Origin of the sequence: Paenibacillus sp. FSL R5-0928, assembly GCF_037970385.1 — a bacterium.
Taxonomy (GTDB): domain Bacteria; phylum Bacillota; class Bacilli; order Paenibacillales; family Paenibacillaceae; genus Paenibacillus_AQ; species Paenibacillus_AQ odorifer.
The window spans coordinates 5,005,383-5,022,892 of sequence record NZ_CP150225.1 but is presented as its reverse complement, the minus strand read 5'-3'; the positions used below and the strand labels follow the sequence as shown (position 1 = coordinate 5,022,892).

At 49.3% G+C, this 17,510-nt stretch carries 16 protein-coding genes and 1 pseudogene; 15 read left to right on the top strand and 2 right to left on the bottom strand.

The window, feature by feature from the left end; genetic code table 11:
• Positions 1-84: 84 nt before the first annotated feature.
• The 11 genes from MKZ16_RS22745 (at position 85) to moaA (ending at position 13,430) form a co-directional block, all read left to right on the top strand.
• Positions 85-3,759 carry a nitrate reductase subunit alpha gene (locus MKZ16_RS22745; protein ID WP_076104394.1) on the top strand — a complete coding sequence of 1,225 codons (3,675 nt, stop codon included), beginning with the start codon at positions 85-87 and terminating at the stop codon, positions 3,757-3,759.
• Positions 3,749-5,320: a nitrate reductase subunit beta gene (gene narH, locus MKZ16_RS22740; protein WP_036675987.1), complete on the top strand. Its 1,572-nt coding sequence runs from the start codon at positions 3,749-3,751 to the stop codon at positions 5,318-5,320. Before MKZ16_RS22745 ends, narH begins: the two co-directional genes overlap by 11 nt.
• Entirely contained in the window at positions 5,313-5,879 is a 567-nt protein-coding gene (gene narJ, locus MKZ16_RS22735) for a nitrate reductase molybdenum cofactor assembly chaperone (protein WP_076098655.1), read from the top strand. The genes narH and narJ overlap by 8 nt, the downstream gene beginning before the upstream one ends.
• Positions 5,876-6,562 (top strand): respiratory nitrate reductase subunit gamma, encoded by a 687-nt coding sequence (gene narI, locus MKZ16_RS22730; protein WP_036675990.1) that lies wholly within the window; start codon positions 5,876-5,878, stop codon positions 6,560-6,562. Before narJ ends, narI begins: the two co-directional genes overlap by 4 nt.
• Before the next feature lie 52 nt (positions 6,563-6,614).
• Complete coding sequence (locus MKZ16_RS22725; RefSeq protein ID WP_036675992.1) at positions 6,615-7,073, top strand: GAF domain-containing protein; 459 nt, start codon at positions 6,615-6,617, stop codon at positions 7,071-7,073.
• The gene (locus MKZ16_RS22720; RefSeq protein ID WP_036675994.1) at positions 7,073-8,137 is read left to right on the top strand and encodes a sensor histidine kinase; all 1,065 of its coding nucleotides are present in this window, start codon (positions 7,073-7,075) and stop codon (positions 8,135-8,137) included. Before MKZ16_RS22725 ends, MKZ16_RS22720 begins: the two co-directional genes overlap by 1 nt.
• Before the next feature lie 7 nt (positions 8,138-8,144).
• The gene (locus tag MKZ16_RS22715; RefSeq protein ID WP_038572504.1) at positions 8,145-8,792 is read left to right on the top strand and encodes a response regulator transcription factor; all 648 of its coding nucleotides are present in this window, start codon (positions 8,145-8,147) and stop codon (positions 8,790-8,792) included.
• A 23-nt stretch (positions 8,793-8,815) separates the two neighbouring features.
• Complete coding sequence (locus tag MKZ16_RS22710) at positions 8,816-9,343, top strand: hemerythrin domain-containing protein (protein WP_038572503.1); 528 nt, start codon at positions 8,816-8,818, stop codon at positions 9,341-9,343.
• A 261-nt stretch (positions 9,344-9,604) separates the two neighbouring features.
• Complete coding sequence (locus MKZ16_RS22705) at positions 9,605-11,095, top strand: nitrate/nitrite transporter (RefSeq protein WP_036675998.1); 1,491 nt, start codon at positions 9,605-9,607, stop codon at positions 11,093-11,095.
• A 42-nt stretch (positions 11,096-11,137) separates the two neighbouring features.
• Complete coding sequence (gene glp, locus MKZ16_RS22700) at positions 11,138-12,388, top strand: gephyrin-like molybdotransferase Glp (protein ID WP_076098656.1); 1,251 nt, start codon at positions 11,138-11,140, stop codon at positions 12,386-12,388.
• 25 nt (positions 12,389-12,413) lie between these two features.
• Entirely contained in the window at positions 12,414-13,430 is a 1,017-nt protein-coding gene (moaA, locus tag MKZ16_RS22695; protein WP_076098657.1) for a GTP 3',8-cyclase MoaA, read from the top strand.
• A 190-nt stretch (positions 13,431-13,620) separates the two neighbouring features.
• Here moaA and MKZ16_RS22690 read toward each other — a convergent pair whose 3' ends face one another.
• The gene (locus MKZ16_RS22690) at positions 13,621-14,334 is read right to left on the bottom strand and encodes a YwiC-like family protein (RefSeq protein ID WP_169744792.1); all 714 of its coding nucleotides are present in this window, start codon (positions 14,332-14,334) and stop codon (positions 13,621-13,623) included.
• A gap of 134 nt (positions 14,335-14,468) precedes the next feature.
• Between MKZ16_RS22690 and mobB the strand changes: the two genes are divergently transcribed.
• From mobB to MKZ16_RS22670, 4 genes and pseudogenes are all read left to right on the top strand, one after another.
• A complete protein-coding gene (mobB, locus tag MKZ16_RS22685; RefSeq protein WP_235219378.1) occupies positions 14,469-15,140 on the top strand; it encodes a molybdopterin-guanine dinucleotide biosynthesis protein B in 672 nt (223 codons plus the stop codon).
• Positions 15,124-15,453 (top strand): annotated as a pseudogene (locus MKZ16_RS22680) (NTP transferase domain-containing protein); the annotation flags it as partial. The gene mobB and the pseudogene MKZ16_RS22680, both read left to right, overlap by 17 nt.
• 240 nt (positions 15,454-15,693) lie before the next feature.
• Positions 15,694-16,179 (top strand): molybdenum cofactor biosynthesis protein MoaE, encoded by a 486-nt coding sequence (locus MKZ16_RS22675; protein WP_036676344.1) that lies wholly within the window; start codon positions 15,694-15,696, stop codon positions 16,177-16,179.
• A gap of 154 nt (positions 16,180-16,333) precedes the next feature.
• The gene (locus MKZ16_RS22670; protein ID WP_036676004.1) at positions 16,334-16,624 is read left to right on the top strand and encodes a MazG nucleotide pyrophosphohydrolase domain-containing protein; all 291 of its coding nucleotides are present in this window, start codon (positions 16,334-16,336) and stop codon (positions 16,622-16,624) included.
• Between the two features lie 78 nt (positions 16,625-16,702).
• Here the strand turns inward: MKZ16_RS22670 and MKZ16_RS22665 are convergent, their stop codons facing one another.
• On the bottom strand, positions 16,703-17,452 hold the full coding sequence (locus MKZ16_RS22665) for an SDR family oxidoreductase (RefSeq protein WP_036676006.1): 750 nt from the start codon (positions 17,450-17,452) through the stop codon (positions 16,703-16,705).
• Positions 17,453-17,510: the final 58 nt, after the last annotated feature.

The following is a 17,510-nucleotide window of genomic DNA, read 5'->3' as shown; positions in this document are numbered from 1 at the left end:
AGGTGTTTCCCTAATGGGAAGCACGGCCGGGTAGATCCATAATGGTATTAATTGAATAAATTTTGAAGGGAGTGTTCTGGATCGATGAGGAAGAAATTCGGACTTAACTTTTTTAAACCGGTTGAAAGCTATTCCGGAAACTGGTCCATTCTTGAAGAGAAAAATAGAGATTGGGAGAATATGTACCGCCAGCGCTGGTCTCACGATAAAGTAGTGCGTACCACTCACGGAGTCAACTGTACAGGCTCCTGCAGCTGGAAGGTGTTTGTGAAGAACGGAATCATTACTTGGGAAAATCAGCAGATCGATTATCCTTCCTGCGGACCGGATATGCCGGAGTTTGAACCGCGCGGTTGTCCCCGCGGAGCTACCTTCTCGTGGTACGAATATAGTCCATTGCGCGTGAAATACCCGTATATCAGAGGGAAACTGTGGCGGCTGTGGCAAACGGCGTTGAAGGAGCATGATAATTACATCGATGCCTGGGCCAGTATTGTTGAAGACCCCGAGAAGGCTAGCCAGTACAAGAAGGCGCGCGGTAAAGGTGGACATATACGTGTAGCCTGGGACGACGCGCTGCGGCTGATCTCGGCCCAGCTGATCTACACGATCCGGAAATACGGTCCCGACCGCATCGCCGGCTTCACACCGATTCCGGCCATGTCCATGGTCAGCTACGCATCGGGGGCGCGATTCATATCACTACTAGGCGGTCAAATGCTCAGTTTCTATGACTGGTATGCTGATCTTCCTCCGGCTTCCCCGCAAATTTGGGGCGAGCAGACGGATGTTCCAGAATCTTCGGATTGGTACAACGCCGGTTACCTGATGATGTGGGGCTCTAACGTACCGCTAACTCGGACGCCGGATGCCCACTTTATGACTGAAGTACGCTATAAGGGAACCAAAGTCGTGTCGGTGGCACCGGATCTCGCAGAGAACGTCAAATTCTCCGACAACTGGCTGGCCCCGAATCCAGGGTCGGACGCTGCGCTTGCCCAGGCCATGACGCATGTCATCCTGCAAGAGTTCTACCAGGAACGCCAGGAGCCGATGTTCCTGAATTATGCGAAGCAATATACAGATATGCCTTTCCTGATTCTGCTTGACCCTCATGAGGATGCCCTTAAAGGCGGACGTTTCTTGCGGGCGAGTGATCTTGGAGATAACTCCCAGCACTCAGACTGGAAACCGGTAATCTTTGACGAGGTGGCTGGTGAGATGATGGTTCCGAACGGTACCATGGGGCAGCGCTGGGAGGAAGGAAAGAAATGGAATCTGATCCTCGAGCGGGAAGACGGCAGTAAAGTAGAACCCGCCTTGACCATCGAAGGCCACGGAGAAGAGTGGACGGAAATCGTGTTCCCGTACTTCGATAATGCCGGCAACGGCACCTTCAGACGGGTGATTCCGGCCCGCAAAATACGGCTTGCCGACGGTGCAGAACGTTATGCCGCCACAGTCTATGATCTGATGATGAGCCAGTATGGCGTCGCACGTACAGAAAGTCCGCTTAACGCAAAGGGATATGAGGATCAATCCTCTTATTACACCCCGGCATGGCAAGAGAAGATTACGACGGTAAAGGCGAGTGTCGTAGTTCAGATTGCCCGCGAATTTGCCCAGAATGCGATTGATACGGGTGGACGCTCTATGATCATCATGGGCGCAGGGATTAATCACTGGTTCAACAGCGATACCATCTATCGTTCCATTCTGAATCTAGTGGTGCTGACCGCTTCCCAAGGTGTTAACGGCGGCGGCTGGGCGCATTATGTTGGTCAGGAGAAATGCCGTCCGATTGAAGGCTGGTCAACGGTTGCTTTTGCCAAGGACTGGCAGGGTCCGGCACGTCAGCAGAACGCGACTTCGTTCTTCTATTTCGCAACAGAGCAATGGCGTTATGAGGAGAGCGGCACTGATTCACTGAAATCGCCGACTGGAGGGGATGTAGCTTACCAACATCCGGCTGACTATAACGTATTGGCTGCCCGTCTCGGATGGCTGCCATCCTTCCCGCAATTCAACAAGAACAGTCTTCTGTTCGCCGAGGAAGCTGCACAGCAAGGCAAGAAGACTAACAGCGAGATTATCAGTCACACCGTGGAAGAGATTAAATCACGGAAAACACGGTTTGCCGTGGAAGATCCCGGCGCACCGGAGAACTTTCCCCGTTCATTATTTATCTGGCGCTCGAACCTGATTTCAAGCTCTGCCAAAGGGCAGGAATACTTCATGAAGCATTTGCTCGGAGCTTCCGACGGTCTGCTGGCCGAGCCGAATGAAGAACAGAAACCGGAAGAGATTATCTGGCGTGAGGATGTCGAAGGTAAGCTCGATCTGATGGTTGCCCTGGATTTCCGGATGACGACAACACCCCTCTATGCAGATATCGTGCTGCCGGCCGCAACCTGGTATGAGAAAACAGATCTGTCGTCGACTGACATGCATCCGTTTGTTCATCCGTTCAATCCGGCAGTTAACCCGCTGTGGGAATCCCGGTCGGATTGGGATATTTACCGCCAGCTGGCTGAGGTATTCTCCGAAATGGCAAAATCGCATCTGCCTGGCGTTTATAAGGATGTTGTGATGTCACCGCTCGGCCATGATTCGGTAAGCGAGATCTCACAGCCGATGGGTCTTGTCAAAGACTGGACCAAAGGCGAAGTTCCGGCTATTCCGGGCAAAACAATGCCGAACTTTACTATTGTAGAGCGTGATTATACTAAAATTCATGACAAATACACTTCACTCGGACCTAACCTCGCAATCGGCAAAACAGGCGCGCACGGCATCAGCTTCTCTGTCGCCGAAGAATATGAGGAATTGAAGAAGCTCAGCGGTGTTTATTTCGATGAAACGATTAAAAACGGACTGCCGAAGCTGCAGACTGCCCGCCAGGCCGCAGATACGATTCTTCACCTGTCTTCGGCTACCAACGGGCGCGTGTCCCAGAAGGCTTACGCTGCAGCGGAGAAGGATTCAGGAGTAGAGCTGCGGGATATCTCGGCGGACCGGGCCGCAGAAAAGATTACGTTCCAGAGCATCACCGCACAGCCGCGGGAAGTCATTCCGACACCGGTATTCAGCGGGTCGAACAAGCAGGGACGGCGCTATTCACCGTTCACCACGAACATTGAACGTCTCGTTCCGTTCCGGACGCTGACCGGAAGACAGCATTTCTACATTGACCATGAAATCTTCCAGCAGTTCGGCGAAGCGCTGCCGGTTTACAAGCCAACGTTGCCTCCGATGGTCTTCGGGCCGCGTGACAAGGAAGTGAAGGGTGGACAGGATTCTCTGGTTCTGAGATATCTGACACCGCACGGGAAATGGAATATCCATTCGACCTATCAGGATAACCAGCACATGCTGACGTTGTTCCGGGGCGGTCCAACCGTGTGGATCAATAATGAGGATGCTGCGGCACATCACATTGAGGATAATGACTGGCTCGAAGTCTACAACCGTAACGGTGTCGTAACTGCACGCGCGGTTGTCAGTCACCGGATGCCGAGAGGCACCATGTTTATGTACCATGCCCAGGACAAGCACATTCAAGTACCGGGCTCTGAAATTACGGATACGCGCGGCGGAAGCCACAATGCGCCTACCCGGATTCATCTGAAGCCTACCCAGATGGTCGGCGGATACGCACAGCTCAGCTACGGTTTTAACTACTATGGTCCGATCGGCAACCAGCGTGATGTCTACGTAGCCGTCCGCAAAATGAAGGAGGTCAACTGGCTTGAAAATTAAAGCGCAAGTTGCAATGGTAATGAATCTGGATAAATGCATCGGCTGCCACACCTGCAGCGTGACCTGCAAGACGACCTGGACGAACCGTAAAGGTGCGGAATATATGTGGTTCAATAACGTGGAAACGAAACCGGGGATTGGTTATCCGAAACGCTGGGAAGACCAGGAGCTCTACAAGGGCGGCTGGCAGCTGCGCAAGGGGAAGCTGGAGCTGAAATCCGGCAATAAGCTGTCCAAGATTGCGCTCGGCAAAATCTTCTACAACCCCGACATGCCGGAGATGAAGGATTATTATGAACCGTGGACTTACAATTATGAGCATCTGACGAATGCAGGAGAGCAAAAGCATTCCCCGGTGGCGCGGGCTCATTCTGCTGTAACAGGCGAGAAGATGGATCTGGAATGGGGACCTAACTGGGAGGATGATCTGGCGGGAGCGCATGTAACCGGCCCGCTTGACCCGAATATCCAGAAGATCGAGGAAGAAATTAAATTCAACTTCGAGAAATCGTTTATGATCTATCTGCCGCGCCTCTGTGAACACTGCCTCAACCCAAGCTGTGTCGCCTCCTGCCCTTCAGGTGCGATGTACAAACGGGATGAAGACGGGATTGTTCTGGTCGACCAGGAAGCCTGCCGAGGCTGGAGATATTGCATGACTGGCTGTCCGTATAAAAAAGTGTATTTCAACTGGCAGACCAACAAAGCGGAGAAGTGCACCTTCTGTTTCCCGCGTGTGGAAGCAGGACTGCCTACGGTATGCTCCGAGACCTGTACAGGCCGAATCCGCTATCTCGGGGTTCTGCTGTATGATGCCGACAAGGTTCTTGATGCCGCATCCACCCCGGACGAGAAAGATTTGTACAAAGCACAATGTGATCTGTTCATGAATCCGCATGATCCGGAAGTCATTGCCCAGGCGAGAAAAGATGGTATCTCTGAGGATTGGCTGGAGGCAGCCCAGAACTCACCGGTCTATAAACTGGCGATTGAGCACAAGCTTGCCTTCCCGCTTCACCCGGAATACCGCACACTGCCTATGGTGTGGTATGTGCCGCCGCTTAGCCCGATCATGAATTATTTTGAAGGTAAAGATTCGCTGAAGAATCCCGATATGATTTTCCCGGCTATCGAAGAGATGCGCACACCGATCCAGTATCTGGCGAACATGCTGACCGCAGGCGATACGGAGACCGTCAAAGAAGCCCTGCAGCGGATGGCCATGATGCGCTCCTACATGCGCGCTAAATCCTCAGGCCAAGGGTTTGACGCTAGCCGTCTTGAACGTGTCGGTATGACAGCACAGCAGACAGAGGAAATGTACCGGCTGCTCGCGATTGCCAAATATGAAGACCGTTTCGTGATCCCAACCTCCCACAAGGAGCAGCACATGAACCCTTACCGTGCCCAGGGCTCGACCGGTTTTGGAAACGGGATGGGCGATATGGGCTCCGGCTCCGGTTGTGACGGCTGCGGACCTGCCAGCTCTGCCGGCGACACGATGAAGACCGGCAAGGAAATGTATGAAGAGAATTTCTACGGGGGGATTTGGCGTGATTGATCTGATCAAACTGCATGATTACAAGGAATCCTTCGGTTATTTCGCCCTGCAGCTCATGTACCCGGAGAAGCTGGACTTTCATCCGGCTTTTCTGGAAGAGGCGTTTGACAGCACTCATCCGGGTTATGCCCATGTGCATACCTATTGGAAGCAAATGCAGAGCTTCAGTCTGGATGAGATTCAGGAGAGTTATGCCGCTACATTTGATTTTCAGAAGGACTGCGCCTTGTATATGACCTATTTCAAATTTGAGGAGGCCAAGGAACGGGGGCAAATGCTCGCCAAGTTGAAGCTTCTGTACGAAATGTTCGGTCTGGAAATGCCGGTGGAAGAACTACCTGATTATTTGCCGCTTATGTGTGAATTTCTATATGCCGCGCAGTGGTTGGAAGTCCCGGGAGCGCCGGAGAATTTCCGGATGCTGATAGCGATTCTTGAGGATGGTACGTATCATCTGCTCAAGGCTCTGGAACGAAATGAAAGTCCCTATTTCCATCTGGTCAAGGGATTGCGCGAAACATTAAAAGCTTGTGCTGAACAGGAGGCCCTGAGTCAATGAATATGCTGGGTCAGTTTTTATGGGTCATTTTTCCCTACATGTGTATGGTGATCTTTATCGGCGGACATATTTTTCGTTATCGTAAGGATCAGTTTAACTGGACGGCCAAATCAAGTGAGTTTATTGAAAAGAAACAACTGAAATTCGGCAGCATTCTGTTCCACCTCGGAATTATGCCGGTTATCCTGGGCCATATTGGCGGGCTCGCTGTTCCGAAATCATGGCTGGAATCCATCGGCGTAAGTGATCATCTTTACCATATCGGCGCGGTATACATCGGGGGCATCTTCGGTGCAGCCACACTGCTCGGGATGCTGATTCTGACTTCGCGGCGCTTTACGCTTAAGAATGTCCGCCGTCTCAGCAGTGCATCGGACCTGATAGTCAACTCACTCCTCCTGTTTATCGTGTTTATGGGGATGTACTCTACCATTGTAACGAATGCCGTACAACCTGAGTTTGACTACCGCGATACGATTTCTGTCTGGTTCCGCGGCCTGTTCATGTTCCGTCCGGACCCGTCACTGATGAGTGATGTGCCGTTTTCCTTCAAGCTTCACATCTTGTCAGGGTTTGCCATCTTTGCCTTTTGGCCGTTCACCCGGTTGGTCCATGTATGGAGTGTTCCGTTGAATTATATAGGCAGAAGTTATATCCTATACAGAAGAAATAAATCGAATTAATGGAAAGAGTTGCGTGGACTTCTTTTCCTGTTCTAATCGAGGAGAGAAAACGATGAACAATAAGGTGGATTATCAAATCGAGCTTGACCGGATCCGCGCAGCTCTAGGATATGACTTCATGTCGCTGGCTCTTGCTGAACCTGCGGAATATGACTATGTAATCCGGTGGAAATACGCCTCAGGGAACACTAATGACCGTTACAAACGGATTGTACTTCAATCCGGCAGAGGGATTGCAGGGATCGTGTTCAAGACCGGAAAACCGTTCTTAATCCCTTCTGTGCAGACAGATGTGAAGCCTGATACCTTGTTTAATTATCCCATTACTAAGATGGAGAATTTGAACAGTATTGGTGCTGTACCGGTGTGGAATGATGCCCGCGTCGCAGGCGTGCTTCTAGGCGGTTTCAGGGGTGAACGGCAGGTAACCGCTGAAATGCTGAGAGACCTGGACAGGGTAGCACGTAAGGGGATTGGAGACTTGAACGGGAAGGAATTGTTGCTCAGTTGATGACACCCGGAATGGATCTGCGGAGCCTGCTCATGACGAAGCTGTTCGAGAACAGCTCGGAGGCGATGTTCTTTTTTGACCGGCAAGGGAAAGCCCTGGCGATGAATCCGGCTGCCGAGAACATCGTTGACCAGGATATCCTGAAGCAGTTGTATCAGGGAAATCCGGAGGCACTATGCGGGACCTGCCGGGGATACACTAGTGAGACGGAGCTCCGCACATGCCTTAATTGTTACTTTCATACACCGGACTCAGAGGAATTTACCTCTTATCAAGTCTATCTGGAGACGAAAGATAAGGGGATTGTCCCTTATGCCGCCACCTTTCACACGATAGATGACGAGAATGGTATCAGAGTGTTTATGCTCAGGGATCTGAGCAGACAGTTCACGACACAAGAGAAGTTCTACCAGAACAAGATGATGAAGCATATCATTGAGGCGCAGGAGAATGAACGCAAGCGGATATCCCGTGAACTGCATGACAGCGTTGCCCAAGAGCTGATGAGTGCCGTGATTGATCTGCGTGTGCTCAAATATATGACAGCTGATGAACAGCTGCTGAAGAAGGTGAAGCAGACCGAAGTATCCATGACAAGACTTCTGAATGATATCCGCAACCTTTCCGTGGAGCTCAGGCCGGCTGCACTTGATGATTTCGGGCTGGAGGCTGCATTCCGGTCACACTTCAAGCGGATGGAACAAAGCTACGGACTTATAATTGAATATGAGTCCCGGCTTTTGGAGAAACGGTATGAGAGTGAGATTGAAACCGTCATGTACCGTGTATGCCAGGAAGCTGTGTTGAACGCCCTGAAGTATGCCCAGGTAGACAGCGTCAAAGTATCTCTTACAGAAAATGACGGCGTGCTGCGGCTTCTGATTAAGGATGAGGGAACAGGCTTCATTCAGGGAGACGAACCCAATGGAACCGGACTTGGTCTTTTTGGCATGCAGGAACGGGCGGAGCTGGTGGGTGGCACCTTCACCGTAGATTCAGGGATAGGTAGGGGCACAACCATTATTTTACAGGTGCCAGTAGGATTATCCCGAGGAAAGGAATGAGCTTCTGATGAAGATCGTCATTGCAGACGACCATGCGATCGTACGGAGCGGATTCTCCATGATTCTCAATTTTCAGGATGACATAGAAGTGATCGGAGCGGCGGCAGACGGGAGGGAAGCTTATATAATGGTTGCCAAATTCCGGCCGGATATTCTGATTATGGATTTAAGCATGCCTCCGGGCGAAAGTGGGCTGGTTGCAACCGGGAAGATTAAAGAGGATTATCCTGATACCAAAATCCTAATTCTGACGATGCATGACGATGATGAATATCTTTTTCATGTATTGAAGAACGGGGCCTCCGGTTATGTTCTCAAAAGCGCTCCGGACGAGGAGCTTTTGCTGGCCATCCGGACCATTTATGAAGGCGGCACTTATATCCATCCTAAGATGGCGACCTCACTGGTCCGTGAATTTATTAAGCAGGACAAATCCGGCGGTACAGAGGATCTGTTTGAGCTGTTGTCCAAACGTGAACTGGAGATCCTGCCGCTTATCGCCAAGGGATACGGGAACAAGGAAATCGCAGAGAAGCTGTTTATTTCGGTAAAAACGGTGGAAGCCCACAAAGCGAAAATTATGGAGAAGTTAAACCTTAAAAGCAGACCGGAGCTGGTCGAGTATGCTTTAAGGAAAAAAATGCTGGATTTCTGATTTGCAAATGGAGGGTTAGCAGGATGCCGGAAAATACAGGGCTCAAGTTTACGATGCCCGCCATGCGTATTCTTGAGAATGAACACCGCTATTTATCATTTCTGATGGAAGAATGGCATGCCCTTGTACTCTGGTTTGAACACGATCAGCCCGTTCTGGAAGAATCTAGGACACAGCTGCATAAGCTGCGTAAGGCGATTCTGGAGTTTACTGGTCCGTTGAAGAAGCATACTGTGAAGGAAGAAACGTTTTTTTTTCCGCTGCTTGGCAGTTATATCGGCTTTGAACAAGGACCACTGGTCGGCATCCAGGAGGAGCACCGCGAGATTGACGGATATATAGGGCATTTCCTGCATTACACAGAGGGCAATATAGATATGCTGCCGCTTGAGGATATCCGCGCAGCTGTTAAGGATGCAGGGGAGGCTTTTGAGGTTCTGACGGTACACTTTGTCAAAGAAGAGACTGTCATTTACCCGATGGCCGAGCATCAGCTGAGTGCGAAAGACAAAGAACGGTTAAGCCAGCAATTGAATACGCTCATTACGTGAGAATGAACAGGCTGCTCCTACTTGGGGCGGCTTTTTTGGGTCTTATTAAGAGAGTAGATAAGGTATTATGTTTCATTTGTGATAGGAGTGAATAAGTTCTGGAGCAAGGCCCCACTATGTGGGGTTATTTTATTTTTAGGGTTTCCCCTGTCAGGGAAAGGGGACTCCCCTATATCTGAGCCGGGGGATCGGCGGATACAATGAGTACAGGAAGTATTGGTATGAATAATCAAGAGAATAAACGGCGAAAAGGTGAGTCGAATGATTAAAAAAATGCAATTGCCGCTACAAACATTAAACTTGATTACTGGATTCATGGTGTGGGTGATCATCTCTTCCCTGATGCCCTTTATTTCCGAGGATATCAGCATTCCTCCGGGGCGGCTAGCGATGGTCACGGCTATTCCGGTGGTGCTCGGCTCTATTCTAAGGATTCCTTTAGGCTATTATGCAAACATTCTGGGAGCACGCATTATTTTTATGTTCAGCTTTATCCTGCTTTTGTTTCCGGTATATTTCATCAGTGAAGCATCCTCGGTCACTCATTTAATTATCGGAGGTTTGTTCCTGGGAATCGGCGGAGCCGTTTTTTCGGTAGGTGTAACCTCTTTGCCGAAGTATTTCCCCAAAGATAAGCATGGTCTGGTCAACGGAATCTACGGGATCGGGAATATCGGAACAGCTGTCACTACCTTCTCGGCTCCGATTGTGGCAGCACAGATTGGCTGGGCACCCGCGGTTAAAATGTATCTGATCCTGTTACTGGTATTTATCGCATTAAATTTCTTCTTTGGGGATCGTCATGAGCCTAAACTCAAAACGCCGATTATTGAACAGATCAAGGGCGTGTCCAAAAATGAAAAGCTCTGGCTTTTCTCCTTGTTCTATTTCATTACCTTTGGCTCCTTCGTTGCCTTCACTATTTATCTGCCGAACTTTCTAGTTTCGAACTTCGGTCTGGAAAAAGTGGATGCCGGGATGCGCACAGCCGGCTTCATTGCCGTTGCGACCTTCTTCCGGCCGATAGGCGGCTGGCTTGCCGACAAGTTCCAGCCTTTGTTTCTGCTTACCGGCACATTCAGTATTTATACGGTTGCAGCAATCATCCTGGCATTTATGCCTGACATGGGCTTATATACAGTAGGTTGCCTTGCTATTGCGTTCAGTGCGGGAATCGGTAACGGAGTCATATTCAAATTAGTCCCACTGTACTTCAATAAGCAGGCGGGTGTCGCCAACGGGATCGTATCGATGATGGGCGGTCTGGGCGGTTTTTTCCCTCCCATTATGCTGTCGGTGATTTATTCGGCTACAGGGCAATATTCCATCGGGTTCATGCTGCTCTCTCAGGTAGCGCTGGCCAGTCTGGTGCTGGTAGTGTGGATCTATTTTCAGGACCGGCTTGCGCTTACCTCTGAAGTGTTCAATTCTACCGGACAGGGGATTCTGGTTACGGATGTCTCCGGTCTGATCAAGACCGTCAATCCGGCGTTCACGAAGCTCACCGGCTATACGGAAGACGAAGTTCTTGGCAGACAGCCCAGCATTCTGAAGTCAGGCCGCCAATCCAAGGAGTTCTACCGCTTAATGTGGAGCGAAGTCAGGGAGAAGGGGATGTGGCAGGGTGAAATCTGGAACAAGCGCAAGGGCGGGGAAGAGTATTTGCAGTGGCTGAATATCAGCGCTGTAAAGGATGAGACCGGCGAAGATGTCCGGTATGTAGGCACATTCAGCGATATTACGGAGAAATAACCGGATGAACCGTTTTTTAGTACGGCACTAAGTTAGGAGCAGATGAAGGTGGAAAAGACCAGAACTCCGGTTACCGTTGCCGAAGCTGTATTCCGGGTAACTGAAAGAGCATGTCGCATAGGTACAGAAAGGATTCCACTTGCTGAAAGCTATGGACGGATCCTGGCGGAGCCGCTGACGGCAACCCATGATGTTCCGCATTTTACCCGATCACCCTATGACGGATATGCAATTTCTTCGGCAGATTCTGCCGGTGCTTCCGGTAATAACAGGATCAGCTTTACTGTAGTAGATCATATCGGCGCAGGGGCAGTATCTCAGATTGCAATTGGGCCATGCGAAGCTGTCCGTCTGATGACGGGAGCGGCGCTGCCGGCAGGAGCGGATGCTGTAGTTATGTTTGAACAGGCCACAGCAGCAGGTCATACGTTTACAATCCGTAAAGCTTTTGCGCCACAGGAGAATCTGTCCCTGAAGGGTGAAGATATGCGGTCAGGAGAAATGATCGTTCCGGCCGGCAGCTTCATTCATCCCGGGATTGTAGCGCTGCTGGCTACATTCGGTTATGGGTATGTTCAGGTCGGTAAGCGGCCGGTAGTAGGGATATTGTCTACGGGAACCGAACTGCTGGAGGTGACAGCACAGCTTGCACCCGGCAAAATCCGCAACAGTAACGGACCGATGATCGCAGCCCAGCTCGCCCGGATGGGTATTCCTTACCGGATGTATGATACAGCCGCAGACCAACTGGAAGCATGCCTGCTGACGGTGCGGAAGGCAATGACAGAAACAGACTGCCTGATCACAACGGGAGGTGTGTCCGTCGGTGATTATGACTACCTGCCGGAAATATATAACCGTCTCGGGGCTGATGTGCTGTTCAACAAGGTGGCGATGCGTCCGGGCAGCGTGACCACAGTTGCGGTTGCCGGGGATACGTACTTGTTCGGACTGTCCGGCAATCCTTCTGCCTGCTTCACAGGCTTCGAGCTGTTTGTTAGACCCGCCCTGCTCAAAATGATGGGAGCGGATAAAATTTATCTGCCGCGCACGACGGCGGTACTGGCAGAGGATTACCCAAAGGCCAATCCGTTCACCCGGTTTATCCGGGCTGTTCATGACCGCACCTCGGTGCGTCCTGCCGGTTTCAATAAATCTAATGCCGTATCTTCCATCGCACGCGGGAATTCGCTGATTGTGCTGCCGGGCGGGACAAGAGGTTACGCCGCAGGTGATCTTGTTGATGTACTGCTTCTGGGTGTTGAAGAAGGTACGGATAAATGGGTACTGTAAGCCTACCGGAAGGGAGATAAGAGTCATGAATGCACATCCACTAAAGGATCAATTGCGACGGCCTATCCATGATTTGCGGATTTCGGTAACAGACCGGTGCAATTTCCGCTGTTCCTACTGCATGCCGAAGGAAGTGTTCGGTGATGATTATGCATTCCTCCCCGCAAGCGAGCTGTTAACCTTTGAGGAAATCTGCCGGCTGACGAAGCTGTTCGTATCCCTTGGAGTAAGCAAAATCCGGTTGACCGGTGGCGAGCCGCTTATGCGGCGTAATCTGCCTGAGCTTGTTGCGGGAATCCGCGCTATCGGCGGTGTAAAAGATATGGGACTGACGACGAATGGGGTACTGCTCGGTGCGCAGGCAGCGCCACTGTATGCTGCGGGACTCCGCAGACTGAACGTCAGCTTGGATGCTTTGGAGCATAAGCGGTTTGGAAAAATGAACGGACGGGGCTTTACGTCTGGATTAATTCTGCATCATATTGATCATGCCGTAGAAGCCGGGTTTGAGGTCAAAGTAAACATGGTGGTACAAAGAGGTGTGAACGAATCGGAGATTGTACCGATGGCTGCCTATTTCAAGGATAAGAATATAACTTTGCGGTTCATCGAGTTTATGGATGCCGGCAACGATAACGGCTGGAGCTATGAGAAGGTTGTAACCAAACGGGAAATACTGGAGCGCCTCCAAGGCTCATTTGAAATGGAAGCACAGGACCATAATTATTTTGGCGAGGTAGCCAAAAGGTACCGGTACAAGGGTAGCTGTACCGAGGTCGGTTTTATTACTTCCGTATCTGAATCGTTCTGCTCTTCCTGTACACGTGCCCGGCTGTCTTCCGACGGCAAATTATACACTTGTCTGTTCGCATCAGACGGTTTTGATCTCAGGGAAATGCTCCGCAGCGGGGCGAGTGACCAAAGCCTGCTGCTAGCCATTAGGGATGTATGGGAGCAGCGGACAGACCGTTACTCCGATGAGCGGACAGAACAAACCGTGAAGAACAGAACAAAGATCGGCATGTCCTATATTGGAGGTTAAAGAGCAGAATGCAATTTCAGCTGTTGATCGAGCCGGATGGCAGATCATTTTTGGCTGAGCAATGTATCCTTATTGTACCTCCAGGATCGAGCAATCCGGAAATGATCGCAGAATAGACTAACGCAACAACAAGGAAGCTCCTCTACCCGGATTACCGGCAGATGAGCTTTCTGGTTTTTACAACTGTATACTAGAAGTACAACACGAGCACAGACACATATAACATAAAGGAGAAGCCAATTTCGATGATTCCGGTACGTTTTACTGTGATGCCCGTCTTTGGCAGGACAGCTGCCCGCACAAGCAGGATGAGCAGCGGAACAAGCAGAGATGGAAACAGGAACAGCCCGGCTGCTGCAACCAGCAGGTGATATAGAACAGATCCGTAATAGAAGCTAATATTATTTCGTTCACGGATGATGGTTTTGACATACAAAGCGGTTCCGACAAAGTACAGGACAGCCAGCAGGAACAACTCGGTCGCTGTCCGCCAGCTTTCTCCCTGACCGACGTAGAAGACCGGATAAATGATCAGGCAAAATGCCAAAATGGCCGAGATGTCATTGAGCAGGGCACGTTCATTTTTAGTTTTTGCATAATAGAGATTTACAGCGAACAAAGGCACGAGCGGTAGAACAAACCATAACAACTTAGGTTCGGCTACTACCAGATAGACGATCAAAGGGAGTAGCAGAATTCCATATACCTTCAAGGGCTGGGCATAGCGTTTAAATCTTCCTGTCTTCACCCCCTGCAGTAAAGGAAAACTGAACAAATAGATCAGAAGCCAGCAAGCAAACAGCGGAATATGTATCGGTTGCCCCTGGGATGCGGCTACCCCGAACAGAAAGGGAAGGACGAGCATCGCCCAGGCGCCGTGCTGGTTAGGGATATACTTCTTCATAGTAAACATCCTCCTACCCTGAAATATCATGGCATGCGAGGATGCCATACTCTTTAACTATACGTTTTTCCTTGAGGGGACCCGGGTGATTTGAAGCACTAATCATTTTAAGAAAAGGAGTAAACATCGTGAGTATGGAATCTCATCATGCAACAGTACAGGGTCCGGTTCCTGTATTACAAATTGTCGGGTACAAGAATAGCGGAAAAACAACACTTGCCTGCCGTTTAATTCGCGCTCTATCTACTCAAGGTATACGCGTCGGGTCTGCTAAACACGATGCTCACCATTTTCAATTAGATGATCCGGGTACAGACAGCAGCAGGCATCTGCTGCACGGTGCGATTGAAACCGTACTGACATCGTCTGAGGCTACAAGAATAATGCGGAAGTCCGAGACTTCATTAGAAGAAATCGTACAGTCTATGTATGGTAAGGTTGATCTGCTGATTGCTGAAGGGTTCAAATCTGCAGATTATCCCAAAATCGCCTTGATCCGCAATGTAAATGAAATGATAAATCTGCGAAGTCAAGCAACGAATATTTATATGTGGTTAAGCTGGGAGGAGGACGCTAATATGAAAAGTGTAACGTCTGTGGTAAGCAAGAATACTACCCCTGTACTACTTTTAAGGGATCAAGCTCTTATAGATCAGGAGGTCCTCAACCTGGCTTTGTCGCTGCTTCAATCTAATATGGGAATCCCTGACATAAGAGAAGGAGATTCCCTTACAGGAGGTGCACATTGTGCTGACTGGAATAATACTGGCAGGGGGACAGAATTCCCGGATGAAGGGTCGGAATAAAGCGCTCCTGACCTATCACGGGGAGCATTTTATTGTTAGACAGGTGAAGGAGATGCGTACCCTTTGCTCCAAGATCATTATTGTTACGAAAGATGCATCCCTGTATGAGGATTGTCTTCCATCCGGTCTCATTTTTCTACCGGACATCTATGAAGGGCATGGACCCTTAAGCGGGTTTCATGCCGCTTTTGTCAGGGTGGAAACGGATTATGCTTGGGTTGTCGGATGCGATAGTCCTAATATTTCAGCCCCTGCAGCTTCGTGGATGCTCACCCGGTTCAAGGAAGGCGACTATGATGCTGTTCTTCCCATCATTAACGGTAAGCATCAGATGCTCCATGGGGTATATCGGCCGCACCTGATTTTGCCAAGTATCATTGATAGACTGGAAACACGACAGTACCGGCTATCAGGATTATTAGATTCGATGCATTGGTTAGGGGTAGATAAGGGCGACCTTGCTGGTGCTGGTATATATGAGGATTTCACTGCAGATGTAGATACACCTGAGCAATATAAGGATTTGCTGCATCTATCGAAAGGGAGTGATCACATGGGCAGTTCATTATTTGAAATTACAGACGGACCGATCACACCAGCGGAGGTATCTGATAAAGTCCTGCGTAGAGAAGCGGGAGCGATTACCTTATTCCTAGGCACTGTACGGGAGTTCACGCAGGGTAAGCGGACATTATATCTTGAATATGAAGCTTATCCGCTCATGGCTGTAGCGCAATTGGAACGAATCGGGCAGGAAGTGAATGAGCGTTGGCCAAATACTATGGTTGCTGTAACCCATAGGATAGGAAAACTTGAAATCACTGATATCGCCGTTGTGATCGCTGTATCCTCGCCGCACCGTAAGGCCGCTTACGAAGCGAATGAATATGTGATTGACCGGATTAAAGAAATCGTGCCTATTTGGAAAAAAGAAATGGGCGAAGACGGCGAAGCATGGGTTGGCGATCAGCTGAATCAATTAACCTATCCGGAAGGGCGGCCATTATTTCCGGATGTTCCTGCAGAAGATAAGAAGTAGAGGCGGCTATTAATGAAACAGGGGAGGAAGTAAAGAACATAAATGAGTACTGCTCGAATTGCCTTGTAGTATAATATAAATCAATTCAGGCCATCTAAACCTAAGGCAGCAATAGAACATAGTGATTTTTACCCAAAAAGTGAGGCGTAAGGAAATGAATGCAGCAGAGTTTCAACAGTATGTTAAGGAGTTCAGTGAAATCAAAGGGTTTGATACCAGCACCATTGAGCAGAGAATGCTGTACTTAATGACTGAGGTTGGGGAGTTGTCCAAAGAAGTTTTGTCCGTATCTTTTCATCCAGATGCAGAGCGGAAAGAAAACTTGGGATACGAGATGTACGATGTGGTGTGGAATATTTTTGATCTGGCCAATAAACTTGGCATTGATCTGGAGCAGGCTTTTAAACGTAAGCTGGAGATTAATGAACAGAGGACTTGGGAGTAAGGTGTATCTATTGAATACTATAAAAAAAATCCAAGGATCTCCCCTGTGGGAAGCCTTGGATTTTTTTCACCCGAAATTTTATTTAAATGAAGCATAACCTTCATCAGCCATTACAACACTACCGTTAATTGCACTAGCTTCTGGTAAGGAGAGCAAGTATACAGTGTCTGCAACTTGTTCAGGCAATGTTAATTTGTTACCCATTACTTTACTCTTCATTTGGTCGACCATTCCTTGATCTTTATATCCTTGGATAATTGGCGTATCCACAGCGCCTGGAGCAACGGCAAGCACGCGGATACCATGGACGGAAAGTTCTAGTGCTGCGGATTTAGTCATCATAATGACCGCACCTTTGGAAGCGTGATATGCGAATGTACCTGGGGAAGCTAGGAATCCAAATACAGAAGCTGTATTGATGATCACACCTTTAATGCCGAGCTCACGCATTTTTTTACCAGCAGCGATAATCCCATGGGCTACGCCATGCTGATTGACATTAATGACACTATGATAATCCTTAAGGTCTTGGTCTAGTACAGGAGTGACGCGGCCGATGCCGGCATTGTTGAACATTACGTCAATTCTTCCATAAGTATCTACAGTTTTCTGAACGAGTGCTTCAACTTCTTCGTATTTTGAGACGTCAGTTTTGACGAAAATAGCTTCGCCACCATCTTTAATAATTTGTGCTACCGTTTCTTCACCTAATTGTTGATTGAAATCGGCAACGACAACTTGATCACCTTTACTTGCAAATTTAATGGCGGTTTGTTTCCCGATTCCACTGGCTCCACCTGTTATTACGGCTACTCTTTTGTCTGTCATTTGAGTTTCCTCCTCGAGAAATATAGTTATACTAGAAATGAAAGTTGATATAGTAAAA